This window comes from Algihabitans albus, from assembly GCF_003572205.1.
Lineage (GTDB): Bacteria > Pseudomonadota > Alphaproteobacteria > Kiloniellales > DSM-21159 > Algihabitans > Algihabitans albus.
Genome location: NZ_QXNY01000004.1, coordinates 548 through 22,656 on the forward strand (window position 1 = coordinate 548; position 22,109 = coordinate 22,656).

The window sequence follows — 22,109 nt, forward strand, 5'->3', positions numbered from 1 at the left end:
TTGTCGGCCACGTCGCAGAGCTCGGCGATCGGCGCGATGTCGCCGTCCATCGAGTAGACCGACTCGAAGGCCACCAGCTTCGCCCGCCCCGGCGCCACCTGCGCCAGCTTGCGGTCCAGGTCCTCCGGGTCGTTGTGCGCGAAGAGATGCTTCTCGGCCCGGCTGTGGCGAATGCCCTCGATCATCGAGGCGTGGTTCTTGGCGTCCGAGAAGACGACGCAGTCCGGCAGCTTGGCCGCCAGGGTCGAGAGCGCGGCCCAGTTGGAGACGTAGCCCGAGGTGAAGAGCAGCGCCGCCTGCTTGCCGTGCAGGTCCGCCAGCTCGCGCTCCAGAAGCACATGGTAGTGGTTGGTGCCGGAGATGTTCCGCGTCCCCCCCGCCCCCGCCCCGCAGCGGTCCAGAGCCTCATGCATCGCCGCGATCACCTCGGCGTTCTGCCCCATGCCCAGGTAGTCGTTCGAGCACCAGACCGTCACCTCCGAGGTCGCATCGCCCCGGTAGCGCGTCGCACGCGGAAAAGCGCCCGCACGCCGCTCGAGATCCGCAAAAACACGGTAACGACCCTCAGCGCGCAACGCCGACAACTGACCCTCGAAAAAAAACTCGTAGTCCATCCAATCGTCTCCCCACCGCTCAGCGCCCTATTCTGCTTTGCAGGCGTGTAGCTAACGTTGATTTATCGCAGCTTCCAGCCAGCCGTAAAAATGCCGCAGCCGAAAAGCCGAAACCGGAGCGGCGACAGGCCCATAGACCATAGCTTCACCCTTTTCAGGACCGAGCGGCAACGCTCTTTGCGCCGCCCGGCTCGGGCGGCGCAAAGAGCGTTGCATGCGCCACAAGGCTATCCGTCAAGGCCGAGGTTCCGCTGGATCGAGTGGCGACAGCGAACGCCAATGACGGAGCCGGTCCCGTTAAAGGGCGGAACGTCAGGCCCGGCCGGGCAACGCAGCTCATCGGAGAAATCACCAGGCCCGTGCCGTGCCCGGCCGCCACCAGACCCAGAACGGCTATCGAGGTCGTCACCTCCTGGCGGATCCTGGGCACAAAACCGCTCGCACGGCAGAGGCTGATGATCCGATCGTAGAGAGCGGGTCCGACCTTCCGGCCGGGCAGAACGAAATCCTCCCCTGCCAGATCTTGCAACGTCAGACTGGGCTTTCGGGCAAGCGGATTCTCGCTGGACAAGGCCACCAGGAAGCTCTCGCTTCGCAGGTCGTGAATGCGCAGATCCGACCGGCGCACCGGAGGATGCAGGAATCCGACATCGATCTCGCGGGCTGCAAGCGCAGCCTCGACCTCGTCGGACAGCAGCTCGGTCAGGGACATCCGCACCCGAGACAGCTTCACCGCATAGCTGCGGATCAGGTCGGGCACATAGCCAAAAAACGAAACCGGCGTGTAGCCGATCCGAAGATGACCTGCCTGACCCGTGGCGATCTGCGCCGCGGTCTCACGAGCGATCGAAGCCTGACACAGAAGCTGCTCCGCATGGGGCAGGAACTCCTGCCCGGCCTCGGACAACGCGACGGCGGATCGCGAGCGCTCGAACAGGCGGAGGCCGAGCTCGTCCTCCAGTCGCTTAAGGCGCAAGCTCAAGGCAGGCTGCGTCATGTTCAGCCGCTCTGCGGCGCGGCGAAAATGAAGCGTTTCGGCCAGAACGGAGAAGCAGCGAAGACTCTGGAGATCCATCTTCTAATTAAAAAATCTCATCACGGGGCGCGCAAGAATTATTGGCGGATATCAAACTCCAGGACGATCTGACCGGTCGGACAGCCCGATTCGCGGCTGCCTTCACAGCAACCGACAGCAGGGCAGACACCGACATGAGCAAGACCGGACCAACGACCTTCGCAGGCCTTCTGGCACCGACCATCCTGACGCTCGCCCTTGCCAGCCCGAGTGTGAAAGCGACTGACCTGCCGGCCTTCGAGGGGCGGGCGCTGGTCACGATCGCGGATGGCGCCATGCTGGCCAGCGGCTACATCGACGGCCATCTTGGCCCGCGTCGGCCGGATCTGCTCAGCGTGATCCCGCTTACGGGCGCCGGCGCCTTGCAACGGCGGGACACGGCCGTCTCCAACTCCGTCGCGACCTGGCCCAACGTCCTCACGCTGACAGCGGACGGCGGGTTCGCGCTCGTGACCGAGCCCTTCGGACAGCCGGAAGAGGATGCGGCGGAATTCTCCGAAATTCCGCGCGGAAGCCGGATCACCGTCGTTGATCTGAGAGATCTGCAGGCGCCTGAGATCGTTCAGGAAGTCGATGCCGAAGGTCCACCGGCGGCCATCGATGTGCATCCCTCCGGAGACCTGGTGGCGGCAACGCTACCCTTCGACGGCCGAATTGCCCTCTATCCCTTCACCGAAGGACGCCTCGGCGAGCCAAGCTCGCACGACCTCGGTCTCGACGGCCTCTCGAACAGCTTTGTCCCGGAGTTCAAATGGCATCCGTCCGGCGACTTCGCGGCGGTCACCCTCGGCGGCGCCGACCTGGTCGCCTTCTACCGCTTCGACGGCCAGGCTCTGTCGCCCTGGGGCGACCCGTTGCGCACGGCACCTTTGCCCGGCAAAGGTGCCTGGACACCGGATGGACGATACTTCGTCGTGACGACCATTACGGTAACAGGCGACATGGCGCAACTTGGCTACGGCAGGAACGCCAGCCTCTTTACGGTCTTCGCCTTCGACGGCGACGAAACGCCGGCCTCGCCGCCGCGCCGCGCCAACGACCGTTCGACCAGCTACGAAAGCGGGCCCGTACAGCATGCGCGGGTCACGCAGGTTCCAGCCGGCATGGGGTACGTCGAGAACTTCGCGATCTCGCCAGACGGAACCTGGGTCGTCGGCCTCAACATGGCCGCCAGTTGGCTGCCGCAAGACCATCCGGGCCGAACCGACTACAGCGAACTCACGCTCTTCGAGTTCGATCCCGAGACCGGTGCCATGACGCCACACGGCGAGACCCGCATGAACGGTGTCGTCCTGCCTCAGGGCATCACCTTCGACGCCTCGGGCCAGCACCTCGCGGTTACGGCCTATCAGGGCCGGGACGGCGAAGACGGAAGCCTGGCCTTCTGGCGCCTGGAGAGAGGAGATCGGCCAGCCCTCCGCCCGATCGGCGATCCGCTCCCCATGCCGCGCGGCCTTCATCTGGTCGAGTTGATTCGATAGCGGCTGATCGAAGGGCTCGGCTCTCCCTAACGATAGTCCGGGTTTGGATAGTCGAAGCGGCAGCCAGCGTCCCACTGGCTACGCTGGTTTCCATGGGCCGGAACACCACCCGCGTCTTTGATCATGCGCGCCAAGTGAAGCATGTTCCAGGTCATGAAGGTCGTGTTCCGATTGGTGAAGTCGTTCTCCGGCCCGCCTGACTCGGGATCGAGATAGGAAGGACCGGGTCCGGCTTCGCCCAGCCAGGCGGCATCGGCCTGGGGCGGGATCACGTAGCCGAGATGCTGCAGCGAATAGAGAATGTTCATGGCGCAATGCTTGGCACCGTCCTCGTTACCGGTGATCAGGCAGCCGCCGACGCGGCCGTAGTAGGCGTATTGACCTTGTGGGTTGAGGTCGCTCGAGTTGCCGTAGAGCCGTTCGATCACCTGCGTGCAGACAGAAGACTTCTCGCCAAGCCAGATCGGGGTGGTGACGACAAGGATATCCGCCGCCTGGACCTTGGCATAGAGTCCGGGCCAGTCGTCGACCTCCCAACCATGCTCGGTCATATCCGGGTAGACGCCGCTGGCGATGCGATGGTCGACCGGCCGCAACGTCTCCACCGTGACGCCGTTCTTCTCGAGGATGGCCTGGGAGATCCGGATCAGGCCATCGGTATGGGACTGCTCCGGCGACCGCTTAAGCGTGCAATTGAGGAACAGGGCCTTCAGATCGGAGAAATCCCAGCGGCTCTCGGAGCACCAACGTTCCTGCAACTCGTTCAGCATTGCCGTCTCCCGTTTCGCTTCAGGCGCATGGACCGCCACATCGGACCATAGAGACCGGTCTGCAGACCAGCCCCGAGAGACCAGATGACGACGCCCGTTCTGAAGAAAACATGGGGCGGCGACGCGACTTGTGGCTAAAAGCTGGCCTTGGGCTATCGGTGAATGCTTTTATTCTCAGGATGTCGAAACACCGTCCACCACGCTTGGCCGACGTCGATCTCCGACTGACGGCCGACCGAGACAGCTATGACACCGAGCTGCTGCAGCTGCAGGAAGAGCTGCACGACTTGCAGCGCGCGCTGCGCGCCGCCCGCGGGCGCGCCATCGTAGTCTTCGAAGGTTGGGATGCCGCCGGCAAGGGTGGCGCGATCCGGCGGATGACCGCTCGCCTGGACCCGCGCGGACTCAAGGTCTGGCCGATCGGACCGCCGGGCCAGCTCGAACAGCGGCACCACTACATGCACCGTTTCTGGAAGCGTCTGCCAGAGGAAGGCAGCCTGGCGATCTTCGACCGCTCCTGGTATGGCCGGGTCTTGGTCGAGCGGGTCGAAGGCCTTGCGCCCAAGTCCGACTGGCAGCGCGCCTACCGCGAAATCAATACCTTCGAACGGATGCTGCGCGACGACGGTGCCATGCTGGTCAAGCTGTTCATGCATATCTCGTCTGGCGAGCAGTTGCACCGCTTCCAAAGACGGCTGGACGATCCGACGAAGCGCTGGAAGCTGACTCCGGAGGATCTGCGCAACCGCAGCAAGCAGCATGCCTATGAAAAGGCGATCGCAGCCATGCTGAGGCGCACCTCGACATCCCACGCTCCTTGGACGGTGATACCGGCGGAGGACAAGCGCTACGCCCGCCTCGCCGCGATGCGAACCGTGATCGAGGCTCTGCACCCTGCACTGCCGCCGGCACCGACCCATATCGATTCGGATGTTGCTCGGCTGGCGCTCGACCTGCATCTCAAGCTGCCGCAAGAAGGCTGACTCGAGAGCCCGCCGCTCCCGCCGTAGCTATCCGGTCCCCCGCCCAGTTCGGAGATCCATATCCCGTGTCGAAGCCCCAGCCGCCCCACGCCGAACCCGAGCCCCTCGTCCACGACCTGCATGGCCGAACCTGGAGCGACGGCTACGCCTGGCTTCGCGATGACGACTGGCAAAGGGTCATGCGCGAACCGGAACGGCTGAAAGCGCACATCCGCGACCACCTGGAGGCGGAGAACGCCTATACGGCGGCGGTCCTGGAACCGACCAAGGCCCTGCAGGACACGCTCTTCGCCGAGATCAAAGGGCGGATCAAGGAAGAGGACGCCAGTGTCCCCGCTCCCGATGGCCCCTGGGTCTACTACCGCCGCTTCCGACAGGGGGGTCAGCACCCGATCTTCTGCCGCAAGCCGCGCGGGGCGAGTCAGTCCGAGCCGACCGAGATGGTTCTGCTGGACGGCGATCGCGAATCCGAAGGGTCCGGCTTCTTCGCCATCCGCGGCGCCCAACACTCTCCAGACCATGACCATTTCGCCTGGTCGAGCGACACGACCGGCGCCGAGATTTGCGACATCCGGATCAAGGTGCTCGATGACGGCAGGCTGTTGTCCGACGTGATCTCAGGCAGCAACGGCGCCTTCGCCTGGGCAGGCGACGGCAAGCACCTGTTCTATGTGGTGCTTGACGACAACCACCGGCCCTATCGGGTCTACCGCCACCGCCTCGGCAGCGCACAGAGCGAGGACGCGCTGGTCTACGAGGAACGGGACCCAGGCTTTTTCGTCGGCTTGGACGAGAGCGAAAGCCGCCGCTTCGTGATGATTTCCACCCACGACCACACCACCAGCGAGGTCTACCTGATCGACGCCAAGGCGCCGGAGACCGCGCCGCGCCTGGTGGCGCCGCGCCTGCGCGACCAGGAGTACAGAGTCCACCACGACGCGGCGCGCGATCGGCTGCTGATCCTGACCAATGCGGAGGCGGCAGAGGATTTCAAAGTGATGGCGGCGCCGCTGTCCTCGCCGGGCCGCGAGGCCTGGACCGAAGTTCTGCCTCACGCACCGGGCGTGTTGCGTCTCGATCTGCTGTTGTTCGCCGACTGGATGGTCCGGCTGGAGCGAAGCGAGGGCTTGCCGCGCCTTGTCGTCACGCGCCTCGGTCCGGAACCTTCCGACGACCGGCGTGAGCAGACGCTCGCCTTCGAGGAGGCCGCCTACGCCTTGGCCCTGCAACCCGGCTACGAGTACGACAGCGACGAGCTGCGCTTCGTTTACTCCTCACCGACCACCCCGCCGATCACCTACGCCCAGGATCTCGGCGGCGGCAGCCGCAGCCTTCTGAAACAGGATGAGGTGCCGAGCGGTCACGACCCGTCCGACTATCTGGTCGAACGGCTACAGGCGCCGGCCACTGACGGCGAGACGGTGCCGGTCACCCTTCTACGGCACAAGGATACCCCGCTCGACGGCTCCGCACCTTGCCTGCTCTACGGTTACGGCGCCTACGGGATGAGCATTCCAGCCGGTTGGTCGCCGAACCGCCTGAGTCTCGTCGAGCGTGGCTTTGTGCATGCCATCGCCCATGTGCGCGGCGGCATGGACAAGGGCTATGCGTGGTACCGCAACGGCAAGCTGTTGGCGAAGAAGAACAGTTTCACCGATTTCGTGGCGGCGGCCGAGCACTTGGTCGCAGAGGGCTACACGGCCAGGGGCGAGATCGCGATCCACGGCGGCAGCGCCGGCGGCATGCTGGTGGGCGCGACGGTCAACCTGCGCCCGGAGCTTTTCAAGGCGGTCGTGGCTGAAGTGCCCTTCGTCGACGTGCTCAACACCATGGTCGACGAGACCTTGCCCTTGACGCCACCCGAGTGGCCGGAATGGGGCGATCCGATCCGATCCGAAGAAGCCTTCGACTATATCCGCAGCTACAGCCCCATCGACAACATCGCCGCCACGGCTTACCCGCACATCTTCGCCACCGCCGGTATCAGCGACCCCCGCGTGACCTATTGGGAACCGGCCAAGTGGGTGGCCCGTCTGCGTGCGACCAAGACCGACGACAATCTGCTGCTGCTCCACACCTACATGGAGGCGGGTCACGGCGGCTCGGCCGGCCGCTTCGACAAGCTGAAGGAAGTGGCGATGCTCTACGCCTTCCTGCTGCTGGTGTTCGGAAAGGCCGGTTAGGCGAGGATCACGCCGGCTGTTGTCTTCGTGCTTCGCCACGCTCGGCGTTAGATGAGAGGCGCGGCACTACCCGACCAGCAGCAAGAGCCCTAGAACGATCCCCAAAATCAGGAAGGTTTGGAGGATCAGAAGGGCTATGGCGCGGCCACCCACCTGGCGCAGGGCGGTGACGCTGGTCTTCATGCCGAGCGCCGCCACCGCAGCCACCAGGCACCAGCCGGACAGCTCGACGAGAGCGAGCCGGAGAGGCTCGGGGATCAGGCCGGCGGAGTTCAACGCCACCAAGGCGACGAAGCCGAAGAGAAAACCGGGTAACGGCAGCTGCGCCTTGCCGCCTTCGGCCCGCAGCTCCGCCCGGTAGACCCAGGCGACCGCCAGCACGGCCGGCACCAAGAGGGCGACCCGCAACAGCTTCGTGAAAGTCGCCACATCGCCCGCCTCGCCCGACACGGCATAGCCGGCACCCACCACCTGGGCCACGTCGTGGATCGTGCCCCCGATCAACAGCCCGGCCGCCCGGTCGTCGAATCCGAGCGCGGCGGTCAAGAACGGATAAGCGACCATCGCAGCGGTAGAGAGCGTGGTCACGCCGATCACCGCGAAGATCGTGTCGCGTTCGTGAGTCTTGTGCTTCGGCAGGACAGAGGACAAAGCCAGAGCGGCCGAGGCGCCGCAGATCGCCGTCGCACCGGCCGTCAAGGTACCGAAGGCGCGGGCGAAACCGAGCCTCTGTGCCAGCCAGCCCCCAAGCAGGATGGTTCCCACGACGGCCGCGACGGTCACCAGGATCGGCGTCAGACCTAGGCTGACGATTTCCTCGAGGGTGATGCGGGCGCCGAGCAAGGCCACACCGAAACGCAGCACCTTCTTGGCGGTGAACTCGACACCATGCTGGGTCAGACGGCCCGCCGCCGAAGCGCGCACCAGAAGCATGCCAAGGCCAAGCGCCAAGAGCATCGCCGGCCAGCCGAGACCGGCCTGCAACCCCTTGGCCGCGGCGGCTACGGCGACGGCCAGTAGCACGCCGGGTGCCACTCCGCGCCCAAAAGTCAGAAGTCGTTGCAGTCGCGTCCCGCTCGGCGCTTCGCCTGTCATGACGTGGAGTTAAACCGTGATCTGCCGCGAGACGGCATTAGCCGCGATCCGGCACACCCAGGAGAAAGCGCCAGTCCGGTCATGCTTCAACGCCGGATTTTCCTACAACGTCACGACTCGCTGCCGCCAGGAGAAACACCCCGTGCAGAGACCCGGGACGCAAAAACTGCGCCGGGTCTCGGCGAAAAGCTCAGGCTTCGCTGGCGCTTTCCGTGACTGCGGCCTTGGCAGCCTTCTTACCGCCGCCGGCCTTCTTGGCGGCCTGCGCTGCCTGACGCTCAGCGATCGCGATCTTGCCGGCAGCGCCCGTGGTCTTCTCGGCGATCCGCGCCGACTTACCGCGACGGCCGCGCAGGTAGTAGAGCTTGGCCCGGCGCACGTCACCGCGGCGCACGACCTCGATCGACTCGACCCGCGGGCTATGCAACGGGAAAACGCGCTCCACACCCTCGCCGTAGGAGATCTTGCGCACCGTGAAGGAGGAGTTCACGCCGCGATTGCGCCGCGCAATGCAAACCCCCTCGAAGGCCTGGGTCCGCTCGCGATTGCCCTCGACCACCCGCACGTTCACGCGCAGCGTGTCGCCCGGCGAGAACTCCGGTACCGGACGGTTGACCTCGGCGATCTGCTCCTGCTCGAGCTGGTCGATGATGTTCATGGCTCTCAATCCCGCTTTCGTACGCGTCTCGTCTCGTTGCTCATACCGCCAGCCGCGACCGCCCTACTCCGGCGCCTCGGCCTGCCGTTCGCGGTAGCGGGCCCAAAGATCGGGACGCCGCCTCCGTGTGGTCTCTTCGGCCTCCGCCCGCCGCCAGTCGCGGATCGCCGCGTGATGGCCGGACAGCAGAACCTCCGGAACTTCTCGCCCCTCCCAAAGGGCCGGGCGCGTGTACTGCGGGTACTCCAGGAGGCCCCGCTCGAAACTCTCTTCCTCCGGGCTCTCGGCGTTGCCCATGACACCGGGCAGCAGACGCACCACCGCGTCCAGCACCACCAGCGCGGCCAGCTCGCCGCCCGAGAGCACGTAGTCACCGATGCTCAGCTCGGCTACCCCATGCTTGTCCAGCACCCGCTGGTCGACCCCTTCGTAGCGCCCGCAAAGCAGGCGTAGGCCCGGCTCCGCCGCCAGCTTCCGCGCCTTTTGCGCCGTCAGGGCGCGCCCGCGCGGGCTGAGATACACGAGCGGCCCCGGCCTGTCCGCCGTCGCCGAGATGGCGCGGTCGACCACGTCGGGCCGCATGACCATGCCGGCGCCGCCGCCCAGGGGCGTGTCGTCGACCGAGCGATGGCGGCCGCTGGCGAAGTCGCGAACGTCGACTGTCTCCAACCGCCAGATGTCCTTCTCAAGCCCCTTCCCCGCCAGACTGAGCCCCAACGGTCCGGGAAAGGCCTCCGGGAAGAGCGTCAAGACGGTCGCTTTCCAGGCGGACTTACCCACGGCCGCAACGACCGCTTCCGCACTGCCTGTCGAACTCACGCCAGCCCTCCTCGGAAGTGGCGGGTTATGGCGCTTTCCCGCTGCTTTGTCCAGTCCCCTCGGGCCTATCGCCCCCGGTTTCGGCCGGCGGGTCCACGACCAGCCGACCGCCGGCGAGATCGACCTCGGGAACTGCCTGTCGAGTGAAGGGCAAAACGGCGACCCCGCCGCCCTCGCCCTGCACTTCGATGACATCACCGGCACCGAAATCGTAGATCGCCCGCACCCGGCCCAGCAGTTGCCCTTCGCGGTCCATCACCTCCAGACCCAGCAAGTCTGCGTGGTAGTACTCCTCCTCCTCCGTCGGCGGCAGCACGGCCCGATCGACGTAGAGCCTTGTCCCGCGCAGCGCCGCCGCCGTATCGCGGTCGGTGACCCCCTCGATCGCCGCAACCAGGAGGTCCTTGGCCCGGCCTTTGGCCGTCATGCGAAAGACCCGGTCGCCGGCCTCGTCGCGCAGCACGCCGTAGGCCAAGGCATCCTCCGGCCGTTCGGTGAAGGTCTTGAGCCGGACCTGGCCGCGCACCCCCTGTGCGCCGGCAACCGCCGCCAGGCAGACGCGCCGCTCGGCCCACGGCAACTCGGCCCGGGGTGACTCGGCCGGGGGCAGATCGGCCCGAGGTCGCGCCATGACAGTAAAGACCTTAGCTCTTGGTCTCGTCGTCGCTCGGTGCCGCCTCGGCCTCCGGAGCGGCTTCGGCAGCGACTTCTTCGGCCGGCGCTTCCTCGGCGGGTGTCTCTTCAACCGGCGCTTCCGGGGCGGCGCTGGCCGCTTTCGCCTCTTCCTCGGCGGCCTGACGGCGCTCTTCCTGCTCCTTCAGACGCTCCTGGGCCTTGGCCTTGGGCTTCGGCTGCTTGGTCTGCTCGGCGCGCGCACGCGGCTCCATCAGTTCTGCCTGGGCGAAGAAACGGGCGACGCGGTCGCTCGGCTGTGCACCGACGCCGAGCCAATGCTTGGCCCGCTCGTCATTCAGCCGGATGCGGTCCGGATGATCGCGCGGGACCATGGGGTTGTAGAAGCCCAGTTTCTCGATGAAGCGGCCGTCGCGCGGGCTGCGCGAGTCGGCGACCACGATGTGGTAGAAGGGGCGCTTCTTGGCGCCGCCGCGGGTCAGGCGGATACGCAGGGACATGACCTGTTAACTCCTCGATTGACGTCTGAATGACTGCGATTGGATTCGAACGCTGCCTTCCGGCTCCTGGAAGGCGGGCGGTTCGTCGATAAGGGGGGCGAGCCGAACGGGCCTCACTTGCGCCTCCCGAGGCGTCGCGTGGCGCGCCCGCCGCCAAAGCCCGGCGGCATGCCGCCCGGCAGGCCGCTTGCGCCCGCACCGCCTCCGGGCATCAGGCCTTCCATGCCGCCGCCGCCCATCAGACTCTCCATGCCGCCCATTTTCTTCACCTTCTTGACCATGCGCTGGGTCTCGGCGAACTGCTTGAGCAACTTGTTGACGTCCGGCACGGAGGTCCCCGAACCCTTGGCGATGCGCTGACGCCGCGAAGCCTTGATCAACTCCGGGCGCGTGCGCTCTGCCTTGGTCATGGAGGAGATGATCGCCATCTGCCGCTTGACGACCTTGTCGTCGACGTTGGCCTTCTTGAGCTGGTCCTGGATCTTGGGAACACCCGGCAGCAGCTGCATCATCGATTTGAGACCGCCCATCTTGGTGAGCTGCTGTAGCTGCTTGTGCATGTCGTTGAGATCGAAGCGCCCCTTGGCCAGGCGCTTGGCCATGGCCTCGGCGTCTTCCTGTTCGAGCGTCTCGGCCGCCTTCTCGACCAAGGAGACGATGTCGCCCATGCCCAGGATCCGGCCGGCGACCCGCTCGGGATGGAAGGACTCCAGGGCATCGAGCTTTTCGCCGGTCCCCAGCAGTTTGATCGGCTTTCCGGTCACCGCCTTCATGGAGAGCGCGGCACCACCACGCGCATCGCCGTCGACGCGAGTCAGGGCGATGCCGGTCAGACCGACACGCTCGTTGAAGGTGGCGGCGACGTTCACGGCGTCCTGGCCCGTCATGGCGTCCGCCACCAACAGGGTTTCGTGCGGCTGCGAAGCATCGCGCACCGCCACGACCTCCGCCATCAACTCCTCGTCGATCGCCAGGCGTCCGGCGGTGTCCAGCAACACCACATCGTAGCCTTCCAGCTTACCGGTGCTGAGCGCCCGCTTGGCGATCGCCACCGGCGGCTCGCCCGGCACGATCGGCAGGGTGGCGACGCCGACCTGTTCGCCCAGCACCTTGAGCTGCTGCTGAGCCGCGGGACGGCGAGTGTCCAGCGAGGCCATCAGCACTTTCTTGCGCTGTTTCTCGCTCAGGCGCTTGGCGATCTTGCCGGTGGTGGTGGTCTTACCCGAGCCCTGGAGACCGACCATCAGGATCGGTACGGGTGCCGGTGCGTTCAGGTCGATATCAATCCCGCCCGATCCGGGATAGCGGCCCTCACGGGCGGCCTGTTCCTCGGCACCCGGCGTTCCGCCCAGCATCTCGACCAGATGGTCGTGAACGATCTTGACGACCTGCTGGCCCGGCGTGACCGAGCGCAGAACTTCCTGTCCGACCGCCTTGGGCCGCACGCCCTCGATGAAGTCCTTGACCACCGGCAGTGCGACATCGGCCTCGAGCAGCGCCACGCGCACCTCGCGCAGCGCGGCATTGACGTCGTCCTCGCTCAAGCTGGCGCGGCGTCGCAGCTTGTCGAAGACGTCGCCCAGGCGGCTCTGCAGTCCGTCGAACATCTCTCGCTCCCTCGGTGGTCCGAAATGCCAAAGCAAAAACGCGCCCGTGCGCGACACTCGCGGACGGACGTGGCTCCTCGGAGCCTTCAGGAAAAGGGTTTGCCTGAAAGCGCCGCGAATGTATGGGCCGGCCTCTTGAACGTCAAGCATGGCCGTGAGGCGGGCATGGACGCCAGCGCCTCCGCACTCTTATATGGGCGGCATGACGGAACCACTGCCCTTTCTGAAGATGCACGGCCTCGGTAACGATTTCGTCGTGCTGGATGCGCGCGCGCAGGCGCTGGAGCTGTCGCCCGAGACGGCGCGGCGGATCGCCGACCGCCATCGCGGCGTCGGCTGCGACCAGCTTCTGATCCTGGAGCCGGCACGCAACGGCGGCGATCTCTACCTGAAGATCCTCAATGCCGACGGCGGCGAGGTCGGCGCCTGCGGCAACGGCACCCGCTGCGTCGCCCGCCTGCTTTTCGAGGAAACGGGACGGGTCGAAGCGAAGATCGAAACCCGCGCCGGACTGCTGACCGGCCTGGACAGCGACGGCCTGGTCACCGTCGACATGGGGCCGGCCAATCTAGGCTGGCAGGAGATCCCGCTCGCACGCGAGCTGGACACGCTGCACCTGGACTACGCCAAGGGGCCGCTGAGCGACCCGGTTGCCGTAAACATCGGCAACCCGCACGTCCTTTTCTTCGTGGCCGACGCCGAGGCGATGGACCTGGAGACGCTCGGCCCGCAGATCGAGACCGACCCGCTGTTTCCCGAGCGGGTCAATGTCGGCCTCGTGCAACACCTTGGAGGCGACCGTCTGCGCTACCGGGTCTGGGAGCGCGGCGTCGGCATCACCATCGCCTGCGGCTCCGGCGCCTGCGCCGCCGGCGTGGCCGCTGCCCGCCGCGGCCTGACCGGCCGCCGGGTCCGCGTCACCCTGGACGGCGGCGACCTGCGGATCGACTGGCGCGACGACACCCACGTCCTCATGACCGGCCCGGCCAGCAAGAGCTTCGCCGGCACTTTGGCGCCGGAACTTCTGGGCTAAGGCGATGCAGATCGACTTCCCCGGGCTGATCCTATTTGTCGAAGACTACCCGGCCTGCCGCAGGTTCTACGGCGAGACACTGGGTCTGGCCGTAGTCACCGAAAAGACTTGGGACGGCGGTGGCCTGATCGCCTTCGCCTGGGGCGACACCTATCTGATGATCGAGTCCGGCGGAAAACGGCAGGCCGAGCCCGACGGTAGTGGCAGCTACAGCGGCGGTCTGCCTTTCATCCTGCGCCTCGACGTGAACGATCTGGAGGCCCCGGTCGCGCGCCTCGAGATGGCCGGCATCGGGCTCGAACGCCGCAGCTACCCCTGGGGCGAGATCGCCGTCTTCTTCGACCCCAACGGCACGCGGCTGGAGCTGAAGTCGCCGCCGACCGGCGACGCCGGTTCAGGCGTTCGCTAGACTCGGCTGCCACCGCGCCCATATAAGGCGGCCATGTCCGAGACCTCTGCCTCCAGCCGCCTCGACGAGGCGAAGCTGATCACCTTCGGCTGCCGGCTGAACGCCTGGGAGTCCGAGGTGATGCGCGACCATGCGCGCGCGGCGGGGCTGGGCGACACGGTGATCCTGAATTCCTGCGCCGTGACGGCCGAGGCGGAGCGGCAGTTGCGCCAGTCGATCCGCCGGGCGCGGCGCGAACATCCCGAGGCGGAGATCGTGGTGACCGGCTGCGCCGCGCAGATCGACCCGCAGCGCTACGCCGCCATGCCCGAGGTCGACCGGGTGCTGGGCAACAGCGAAAAGCTGCAGGCCGAATCCTGGCAACGTCTTGGGCGCGGACTTGGAGACGCTCGTGTCCAGGTCGCCGACATCATGACGGCGCGCGAGACCGCGGGCCATCTGGTCGAGGGCTTCGCGGAGAAGACCCGCGCCTTCGTTCAGGTCCAGCAGGGCTGTGACCATCGCTGCACCTTCTGTATCATTCCCTTCGGCCGCGGCCCCAGCCGCTCGGTTCCGATCGGCGAAATCGTGCGCCAGGTCCAGGCCCTGGTCGCCGCCGGCGTCCGCGAGGTCGTGCTGACCGGCGTCGACGTCACCAGCTACGGAGCGGACCTGCCCGGGACCCCCACACTCGGGCAGATGATGCGGCGCCTGCTGGCCAACGTGCCGGAGCTGCCGCGCCTGCGCCTCTCCTCGGTCGATCCGGTCGAGATCGACGCCGAGGTCTTCCGCCTGCTGGAGAGCGAGCCGCGCTTCATGCCGCACCTGCACCTGTCGCTGCAGGCCGCCGACGACCTGATCCTCAAGCGCATGAAGCGCCGCCACCTGCGCGCCGACGCCCTGGCCTGCATCGAACGGGCGCGGGCGGCCCGGCCCGACACGGTCTTCGGCGCGGACATCATCGCCGGCTTTCCGACGGAAACCGAAGCCATGTTCCGCAACACGCTCGACTTCGTGGCGGAGGCCGGCCTGACCTTCCTGCACGTCTTTCCTTATTCCGAACGGCCCGGTACGCCGGCCGCACGCATGCCCACGGTGCCCAAGCCGGAGCGCAAGGCGCGCGCCCAACGCCTGCGGGCAGCCGGGGCAGCAGCCGAAGCCCGTTTCCTGGAGAGCCGCCTGGGCCAGACTGCGGAAGTCCTGATCGAAAGCGAGGGCCTCGGCCGCTCGGAGCACTATGCCCCCGTCCTGGCCGAAGGGCCGGTCGGCGAGATCGTCTCAGTTCGCCTGACCGGATTGGCCGAAGGCAAGCTCGTCGGCGAAAATCCCGTCGAGACGCCCCGTGTGATGGCCGTGTCGTGAGCGAAGGCTGGCTGACACGGCTGAAGTCGGCGCTCAAGCGCTCCTCGTCCAAACTGGGCGACGGCATCGCCGGCATCTTCAACAAACGCAAGCTGGACGACGCGGCGCTGGAGGAATTGGAGGAGTTGCTGATCGCCTCCGACCTCGGCGTCGCGACCTCCGCCAAGCTGGCGGCCAACCTGGCAAAGACCCGCTTCAACAAGGACGTGAGCCCGGAGGAAGTCCGCACGGCGCTGGCCGCCGACGTAACCGAGATGCTGAAGCCGGTCGCCAAGCCCCTGGAGATCACGCCGGAGCGCCGGCCCCATGTGGTTCTGGTGGTCGGCGTCAACGGGGCCGGCAAGACGACCACGATCGGCAAGCTGGCCAAGCAGCAGGTCGAGCAGGGCCGCAAGGTCATGCTGGCGGCCGGCGACACCTTTCGCGCCGCCGCCATCGAACAGCTTCAGATCTGGGGCGAGCGCAGCCGCGTGCCGGTGATCGCCAAACAAGCCGGCGCCGATGCCGCCGGTCTGGCCTTCGAGGCGCTGGAGACGGCCAAGCGCGAGGGCGCCGATTTGCTGCTGATCGACACGGCCGGGCGACTGCACAACAAGACGGAGCTGATGGCCGAACTGCAGAAGATTCAGCGTGTGCTGAGAAAGCAGGACGAGAGCGCCCCGCACGATGTACTGCTGGTGCTGGACGCCACCACGGGGCAGAACGCACTTAGCCAGGTCGCCACCTTCAAGGAACTGGTCGCCGTCACCGGCCTGGTGGTCACCAAGCTCGACGGCTCGGCCAAGGGCGGCGTACTGGTGGCGCTTGCTGAACAGCACGGCTTGCCGGTTCATGCCGTCGGGGTCGGCGAAGGCGCCGAGGATCTGCGCCCCTTCTCGGCCGAACACTTCGCCAAGAGCCTGATGGGTCTCGAGGTTTAGATCAGTTCTCGACCCATGGCACGCCTCCGTTATTCCGGAACGACGGGTGCCGAGCGAAACACTTGTTACTTCATCAATGAAATATCGTCGCCGTCCAGCAAGCCGTTGAATTTTAAAACGCCACGGATAGCAAGATTTAGTCGGGACGGAACAGACCGGTTTCATGGGTTTTCGTTAAAAAATCCTACATTCGGCATGTCGAGCATTTTAATGCTCGATTAATATTGATTTACTACCGTCTTGAACCTGTGCGCGATCTTCATGGGATTCTATAGATGCTTAAGGTTGCCGAGATCCACAAAATCGGAGTCAAGCTCGCATCGGCTTTGGCCATGACCGCGATCCTTGCCGTCGGCATCACGACGACTGCGAATCTCTGGGTCGCCTCCGACATGAGCGACGAGGCCATCGAGCAAAAGCTGTCCAGCCTGCAAGCCCAGCTGATCGATGCCCTCGATGCGGAGGCCTCGCGCGCGCTGTCCATGGCGACGGCGGTCGCCGAAACCACGGCGGTCAAGGAGGCTTTCGCCGCGCGGGACCGCGAGAGCCTGGCCAGCAACTTCGTGCCCCAATTCGAGAAGATAAAGACCGAGCACGGCGCGCGGCAGTTCCAGTTCCATCTGGCGCCAGCGACCTCTTTCCTTCGCGTTCACAAACCGGAGAAGTACGGGGACGACCTCTCCTCCTTCCGCTTCACGGTCGTCGAGGTCAATACGAAGGGCCATCCGGTCTCGGGCTTGGAACGCGGCGTCGCAGGCTTGGGCATGCGCGGCGTTGTGCCGGTGATGCACGACGGCGCCCAAATCGGGTCCGTCGAGTTCGGTCTGTCGTTCGGCCAGCCCTTCTTCGACCGCTTTACGGAGCGCTCGGAAGCGCGCGCCGCGCTCTACGTTCTCCGGGATGAGACCGTCGAGCTCTTTGCCACCACGTTTCCGGAAAGCGTGACCTTCGATGAGACCGGCCTGCGCGCCGCGGCGCAAGCTGCCGGCCACACGATTCTGCCGGAAGTGGACGTCGCGGGCGTCGCGCACACCACACTGCTGGCGCCGGTCGAAGACTTCAGCGGCAGCGTCATCGGCGTGGCTGCGATCGGCTTCGACCGCTCCGCCATCGACGCCTCCCTTGCCTCCGGTCGGATGATCTCCCTGGCGATCGGCCTGGGCGTGCTGACCATGGCTCTTGTCATCGCCTGGATGATGAACCGCTCCATCGCCAAGCCGATTTCGGTCACGACAGCCGTCATGCGCCGGCTGGCCGCGGGCGAGACCTCGGTCGAGATTCCTGGGCGCAACCGCCTTGACGAGCTGGGCGAGATGGCCGGAGCCGTTCAGGTCTTTAAGGACAACGCCATCGAGAAACTGCGCCTGGAGGAAGACCAGCGCGCGGCCGAGCAGCGGGCGGTCGTGGAGAAACAGAAAGCGCTCAGCAGCCTGGCCGACGGCTTCGAAGCCTCGGTCGGACAGATCGCGACGAAGGTGGCGGGCGGCGTTACCGAGATGGAGCGCACCGCCCACGAAATGAGCGCGATCGCGCAACGCACCGACGAGGGCACGGCCGAGGTGGTCAACGTCTGCAACGAGGCGAGCGGAAACGTGCAGACCGTGGCCACCGCTGCGGAGGAACTGAGCGCTTCCATCGCGGAAATCGCCTCGCAGGTCACGCGCGCCAACGACGTGTCGCGGCAGGCGGTCGAGGAAGCGGCCGCCACGGACGAGCGCGTCAAAGGCATGACGACGGCAGCCGACCGGATCGGCGACGTCATGAAGCTGATCCAGGATATCGCGGAGCAGACCAACCTGTTGGCGCTGAACGCCACCATCGAGGCCGCGCGCGCCGGCGATGCCGGCAAGGGCTTCGCCGTGGTGGCCAACGAAGTGAAGAACCTGGCCACGCAGACGTCGAAGGCGACGGAGGAGATCGCGGGACAAATCGCGGCCATGCAGTCGGCCACGAATACGGCTGCCGACGCCATCGGTTCGATCGCGCAACGCATCCAGGAGATCGGAGAGGTTACGACCTCGATCGCGTCAGCGATCGAGGAACAAACCGCCGCCACTCAAGAGATAGCTCGAAACACCCAGAACGCGGCAACCGGAACCCAGGCCGTCTCGAGCCGGATCCAGACCGTGCGGGACGACTCCGCGACGTCGAGTGCGGCCGTCACGCTCGTGGCCAAAGCGGTCGACGATCTGAACGGTCAGACCAGAGATCTGCAGAGCGAGATCGAAGGATTTCTGGCCAAGGTCCGCGCCTCCTAGACTCCTTGACCTCTGCCATCTGCTTGGGGCTCGCATTCGCAATCGGGGCCCCCTCGGTACGGTCAAGTTCCCTGACGTGATCGCCCGTGATCTGGGCGCCAGCCTCTGCATTCGGTCCGCGCTGGCGGCAAGAGGCTCGACCCGCGCGAGGCCTCCCACCTTGCCGTAGCGGCCTCTTGGCGGTAGAACGCGCGCGGATTTCCCACGAAACCGCGCCCTCGCCGCAGATGGCAGGCGCTTCGGACAGGATAGGGAGAAGAGCATGGCGCGCGCGAAGATCGCTTTGGTCGGGGCTGGCAACATCGGTGGCACGCTGGCATTGCTGAGTGCGATCAAGGAGCTGGGCGACGTCGTGCTGTTCGACATTGCCGAAGGGGTCCCGCAAGGCAAGGCTCTCGACATCGCGCAGTCCGCTCCCGTCGAGGGCTATGACGCGGTCTTTACCGGCGCCAACGACTACTCCGCCATCGCCGGTGCCGACGTTGTGATCGTCACGGCGGGCGTAGCGCGCAAGCCGGGCATGAGCCGGGACGACCTGCTCGGCATCAACATCAAGGTGATGAACGCCGTCGGCCAGGGCATCAAGGACAACTGCCCGGAGGCCTTCGTCATCTGCATCACCAACCCGCTGGACGCCATGGTCTGGGTGCTGCGCGAAGCCTGCGGCCTGCCCCACAACCGGGTCGTCGGTATGGCCGGTGTGCTCGATTCCGCAAGGTTCCGTCATTTCCTGGCCGAGGAGATGGCGGTCTCCGTCGAGGACGTCAGCGCCTTCGTGCTGGGCGGTCACGGCGATACCATGGTGCCGATGGTGCGCCATTCCACCGTCGCCGGCATTCCTCTGCCGGACCTGATCGAGATGGGCTGGATCGCCAAGGACAAACTCGACGCCATCGTCGACAGGACCCGCAACGGCGGGGCCGAGATCGTGGGTCTGCTGAAGACTGGCTCCGCGTTCTACGCACCGGCCTCCAGCGCTATCGCCATGGCCGAGAGCTACCTGAAAGACAAGAAGCGGGTCCTGCCCTGCGCCGCCTATCTTGAGGGCCAGTACGGAGTCGACGGCCTCTACGTCGGTGTGCCGACCGTGATCGGCGCCGGCGGCGTCGAGCGCATCGTCGAGCTCAAGCTCAACAGCGAGGAGCAGAGCATGCTGAACCATTCCGTGGAGTCCGTCCGCGGTCTGGTTGAGGCCTGCAAGACCATTTCAGCCGAGGGATAGGCGCTGCCGGCGGTGGCGGCGCGAAGATCACCGTCTTTCCCCGCGCATAGCGCCCTCCCACGGCGGTGCGTTGAGCCGCCGGGCGCTTTGCGCTACATCCTGACGTGGTCTTGGGAAGCGACGTGAGAGAGGCGATGGAAAAATTCACGAAACTGACGGCCGTCGCGGCACCTTTGCCACTGACGAATGTCGATACCGACATGATTATTCCGGCGCGCTTTCTGAAGACGATCAAGCGTACCGGCCTGGCCGAGGGTCTGTTCTACGCGCTGCGCCATGACGGCGACGGCAAGCCCGTCGACTTCGTGCTCGACCGCCCCGCGTACAAGAGCGCCAAGATCCTGGTCGCCGGCGCCAACTTCGGCTGCGGCTCTTCGCGCGAACATGCGCCTTGGGCCTTGCTGGATGCCGGCATTCGCTGCGTCATTGCCCCCAGCTTTGCCGATATCTTCTACAACAACTGCTTCAAGAACGGCATTCTGCCTCTCGTTCTGCCACAAGACGAGGTCGACAAGCTGCTGGACGACGCCGAGCGTGGCGCCAATGCCGTCGTGACCGTCGACCTGGAGACTCAGACCATCCATGGCCCCGACGGCGGTAGCATCGCCTTCGAGGTGGATGCCTTCCGCAAGCACTGTCTTCTGAACGGCCTGGATGACATCGGCCTGACGCTTGAGAAGGCGCCGAAGATCGACGGCTTCGAGGAACGGCAGAAGATCGGTCAACCCTGGCTCTACGCCTAGACAAGACGCCAATCACCGACGCCTCGCATCAGGGAACCTGTCACCGGACTGGACCCGGAGACGCGAGATCTTCGTCCGACAGACAACGAGCCCGAGCGGGCCGCGCCCTCTCTCTTCCGAGAGGGATCGCGAAAGCGATCCGCATGAGATGGGGGCTTGAGCAGACTACAAGGGAGCGAAAAGGCAATGGCCGCTAACAAGAATCTGCTGGTTCTCGCCGGCGACGGCATCGGTCCGGAGGTGATGAGCCAGGTTCGTCGCGTGGTCGAGTGGATGGACAAGCGGCGGGCCGTGCGGTTTGACGTCACCGAAGACCTGGTCGGCGGCGCGGCCCTCGATGTCCACGGGGTTCCGCTGGCGGAAGCGACGCTGGAGCGCGCGAAAGCGGCCGACGCCGTGCTGCTGGGCGCGGTCGGCGGCCCGAAGTGGGATGACCTGCCCTTCGAGAAGAAGCCCGAGCGCGGCCTGCTGGCCTTGCGCAAGGAGATGGAGCTCTACGCCAACCTGCGTCCGGCAATCTGCTTTGAGGCCTTGGTTGAAGCCTCGACCCTCAAGCCGGAGGTGGTTGCCGGCCTCGACATCATGATAGTGCGCGAGCTGACCGGCGGCACCTACTTCGGCGAGCCGCGCGGCATCTTCGATCTGCCCAACGGCGAGAGGAAGGGCGTCAATACGCAGGTCTACACGACCCACGAGATCCGACGCGTCGCCGCTGTCGCCTTCGAGCTAGCCCGCAAGCGCGGCCACCGCGTCTGCTCGTCCGAGAAAGCCAACGTCATGGAGTCCGGCGTTCTTTGGCGAGAGGAAGTCACCAAGCTGCATGGCGAAGCCTATGGCGACGTCGAGCTCAGCCACATGTATGCGGACAATTGCGGCATGCAACTCGTCCGTGCCCCGAAGCAGTTCGATGTGATCGTGACCGACAACCTCTTCGGCGACATGCTCTCCGACGTGGCCGCGATGCTGACCGGATCGCTCGGCATGCTGCCTTCGGCGTCGCTTGGCGACCCCGATGAGACGGGCCGGCGCAAGGCGCTCTACGAACCGGTGCACGGTTCGGCGCCCGATATCGCAGGCGACGGCAAGGCCAACCCGATCGCTGCGCTGATGTCCTTCGCCATGTGCCTGCGCTACAGCTTCGATCTGGGTGACGACGCGGACCTGATCGAAGCGGCCGTCAAGGCCGTACTGGGCTCGGGCATCCGCACCGGCGACATCATGGCGACCGGCGCCAAGCTGGTCTCCACCCAGGAGATGGGCGACGCTTTGCTGGCGGAGCTGGACAAGCGCGCAGCCTGATCTCGCGCGCCTCGCCTCGAGCGATTTCATATCTGCCGCTCGGTAAGAAGGGGTTGGCGCGGCGCGGCAAGAGCACCTCGGGAACAGGAAGGTGTTTATGCCGAATTCGCCATAACACCTATGGACGCTCGGCGACGATCACCCTATCCTCTGGCTTAGGTGGAACCCTTCGGAGAGGATGACATGCGCAAGATTGTTGCAGGCGGTGTCGCCGCTTTTGCCGTCGTCGCGTTTGCCGGCCCAGCTCTTGCTTGCATGAGCATGACGCAGCAAACGGTGATGACCGATACCAAGACCAGCACTCAAACGGCTGAAGTGCCGCAAACTCCGAAGCCGGCCGATCAGAAGTAAGACCGGCACCCGCGAGGCCTGACTGCTCCTCCAAAGTTTCAGGTCTTTTCCCTTTGCGACTTAAAAGGCCGCCCTTCATTCAAGGGCGGCCTTTTTGCTATCGGGCGCCGTCGCG

At 65.8% G+C, this 22,109-nt stretch carries 20 protein-coding genes and 1 pseudogene; 12 read left to right on the forward strand and 9 right to left on the reverse strand.

Features of this window, described 5'->3' with window-relative positions:
- Window positions 1-614, reverse strand: a 614-nt coding sequence (locus DBZ32_RS22445; RefSeq protein ID WP_235830135.1) for an aminotransferase class I/II-fold pyridoxal phosphate-dependent enzyme, incomplete at its 3' end; no start/stop codon positions are given.
- Window positions 615-768: 154 nt separating this feature from the next.
- Window positions 769-1,689: a LysR family transcriptional regulator gene (locus DBZ32_RS10040; protein WP_119167042.1), complete on the reverse strand. Its 921-nt coding sequence runs from the start codon at window positions 1,687-1,689 to the stop codon at window positions 769-771.
- Between the two features lie 134 nt (window positions 1,690-1,823).
- Here DBZ32_RS10040 and DBZ32_RS10045 point away from each other — a divergent pair, with 134 nt between their 5' ends.
- Window positions 1,824-3,170: a lactonase family protein gene (locus tag DBZ32_RS10045; RefSeq protein WP_162906693.1), complete on the forward strand. Its 1,347-nt coding sequence runs from the start codon at window positions 1,824-1,826 to the stop codon at window positions 3,168-3,170.
- Between the two features lie 26 nt (window positions 3,171-3,196).
- On the opposite strand, the gene DBZ32_RS10050 is transcribed toward DBZ32_RS10045, so the two are convergent.
- Window positions 3,197-3,940 carry a flavodoxin family protein gene (locus DBZ32_RS10050; protein WP_119167044.1) on the reverse strand — a complete coding sequence of 248 codons (744 nt, stop codon included), beginning with the start codon at window positions 3,938-3,940 and terminating at the stop codon, window positions 3,197-3,199.
- A gap of 179 nt (window positions 3,941-4,119) precedes the next feature.
- On the opposite strand from DBZ32_RS10050, the gene DBZ32_RS10055 reads away from it, so the two are divergent.
- A complete protein-coding gene (locus tag DBZ32_RS10055) occupies window positions 4,120-4,923 on the forward strand; it encodes a polyphosphate kinase 2 family protein (RefSeq protein ID WP_119167045.1) in 804 nt (267 codons plus the stop codon).
- A 65-nt stretch (window positions 4,924-4,988) separates the two neighbouring features.
- Window positions 4,989-7,106 (forward strand): S9 family peptidase, encoded by a 2,118-nt coding sequence (locus DBZ32_RS10060; RefSeq protein ID WP_208539188.1) that lies wholly within the window; start codon window positions 4,989-4,991, stop codon window positions 7,104-7,106.
- Window positions 7,107-7,172: 66 nt separating this feature from the next.
- Here the strand turns inward: DBZ32_RS10060 and DBZ32_RS10065 are convergent, their stop codons facing one another.
- The 6 genes and pseudogenes from DBZ32_RS10065 to ffh form a co-directional block, all read right to left on the reverse strand.
- Window positions 7,173-8,129: a YeiH family protein gene (locus DBZ32_RS10065; protein WP_208539189.1), complete on the reverse strand. Its 957-nt coding sequence runs from the start codon at window positions 8,127-8,129 to the stop codon at window positions 7,173-7,175.
- Window positions 8,130-8,391: 262 nt separating this feature from the next.
- A complete protein-coding gene (gene rplS / locus DBZ32_RS10070; RefSeq protein ID WP_119167047.1) occupies window positions 8,392-8,859 on the reverse strand; it encodes a 50S ribosomal protein L19 in 468 nt (155 codons plus the stop codon).
- 63 nt (window positions 8,860-8,922) lie between these two features.
- Window positions 8,923-9,639, reverse strand: a complete 717-nt coding sequence (trmD, locus tag DBZ32_RS10075; protein WP_119167733.1) for a tRNA (guanosine(37)-N1)-methyltransferase TrmD — start codon at window positions 9,637-9,639, stop codon at window positions 8,923-8,925.
- 64 nt (window positions 9,640-9,703) lie between these two features.
- Window positions 9,704-10,309 (reverse strand): ribosome maturation factor RimM, encoded by a 606-nt coding sequence (gene rimM, locus DBZ32_RS10080; protein ID WP_119167048.1) that lies wholly within the window; start codon window positions 10,307-10,309, stop codon window positions 9,704-9,706.
- A gap of 136 nt (window positions 10,310-10,445) precedes the next feature.
- A pseudogene (gene rpsP / locus DBZ32_RS10085) lies at window positions 10,446-10,811 on the reverse strand (30S ribosomal protein S16); the annotation flags it as partial.
- 113 nt (window positions 10,812-10,924) lie between these two features.
- Entirely contained in the window at window positions 10,925-12,418 is a 1,494-nt protein-coding gene (gene ffh / locus DBZ32_RS10090) for a signal recognition particle protein (protein ID WP_119167050.1), read from the reverse strand.
- 202 nt (window positions 12,419-12,620) lie between these two features.
- On the opposite strand from ffh, the gene dapF reads away from it, so the two are divergent.
- From dapF to DBZ32_RS22085, 9 genes are all read left to right on the forward strand, one after another.
- Entirely contained in the window at window positions 12,621-13,451 is an 831-nt protein-coding gene (gene dapF / locus DBZ32_RS10095) for a diaminopimelate epimerase (RefSeq protein ID WP_119167734.1), read from the forward strand.
- Window positions 13,452-13,455: 4 nt separating this feature from the next.
- Window positions 13,456-13,860, forward strand: a complete 405-nt coding sequence (locus DBZ32_RS10100) for a VOC family protein (RefSeq protein WP_119167051.1) — start codon at window positions 13,456-13,458, stop codon at window positions 13,858-13,860.
- A gap of 33 nt (window positions 13,861-13,893) precedes the next feature.
- Window positions 13,894-15,201 carry a tRNA (N(6)-L-threonylcarbamoyladenosine(37)-C(2))-methylthiotransferase MtaB gene (mtaB, locus tag DBZ32_RS10105; RefSeq protein ID WP_119167052.1) on the forward strand — a complete coding sequence of 436 codons (1,308 nt, stop codon included), beginning with the start codon at window positions 13,894-13,896 and terminating at the stop codon, window positions 15,199-15,201.
- Window positions 15,198-16,121, forward strand: a complete 924-nt coding sequence (ftsY, locus tag DBZ32_RS10110) for a signal recognition particle-docking protein FtsY (RefSeq protein ID WP_119167053.1) — start codon at window positions 15,198-15,200, stop codon at window positions 16,119-16,121. The genes mtaB and ftsY overlap by 4 nt, the downstream gene beginning before the upstream one ends.
- Before the next feature lie 275 nt (window positions 16,122-16,396).
- Window positions 16,397-18,379 carry a methyl-accepting chemotaxis protein gene (locus tag DBZ32_RS10115; protein WP_119167054.1) on the forward strand — a complete coding sequence of 661 codons (1,983 nt, stop codon included), beginning with the start codon at window positions 16,397-16,399 and terminating at the stop codon, window positions 18,377-18,379.
- Between the two features lie 262 nt (window positions 18,380-18,641).
- Window positions 18,642-19,601: a malate dehydrogenase gene (mdh, locus tag DBZ32_RS10120; protein WP_119167055.1), complete on the forward strand. Its 960-nt coding sequence runs from the start codon at window positions 18,642-18,644 to the stop codon at window positions 19,599-19,601.
- 134 nt (window positions 19,602-19,735) lie between these two features.
- Window positions 19,736-20,344 carry a 3-isopropylmalate dehydratase small subunit gene (gene leuD, locus DBZ32_RS10125; protein ID WP_119167056.1) on the forward strand — a complete coding sequence of 203 codons (609 nt, stop codon included), beginning with the start codon at window positions 19,736-19,738 and terminating at the stop codon, window positions 20,342-20,344.
- Window positions 20,345-20,530: 186 nt separating this feature from the next.
- Window positions 20,531-21,643 (forward strand): 3-isopropylmalate dehydrogenase, encoded by a 1,113-nt coding sequence (gene leuB, locus DBZ32_RS10130; RefSeq protein ID WP_119167057.1) that lies wholly within the window; start codon window positions 20,531-20,533, stop codon window positions 21,641-21,643.
- A 183-nt stretch (window positions 21,644-21,826) separates the two neighbouring features.
- A complete protein-coding gene (locus tag DBZ32_RS22085; protein WP_162906694.1) occupies window positions 21,827-21,994 on the forward strand; it encodes a hypothetical protein in 168 nt (55 codons plus the stop codon).
- Window positions 21,995-22,109: the final 115 nt, after the last annotated feature.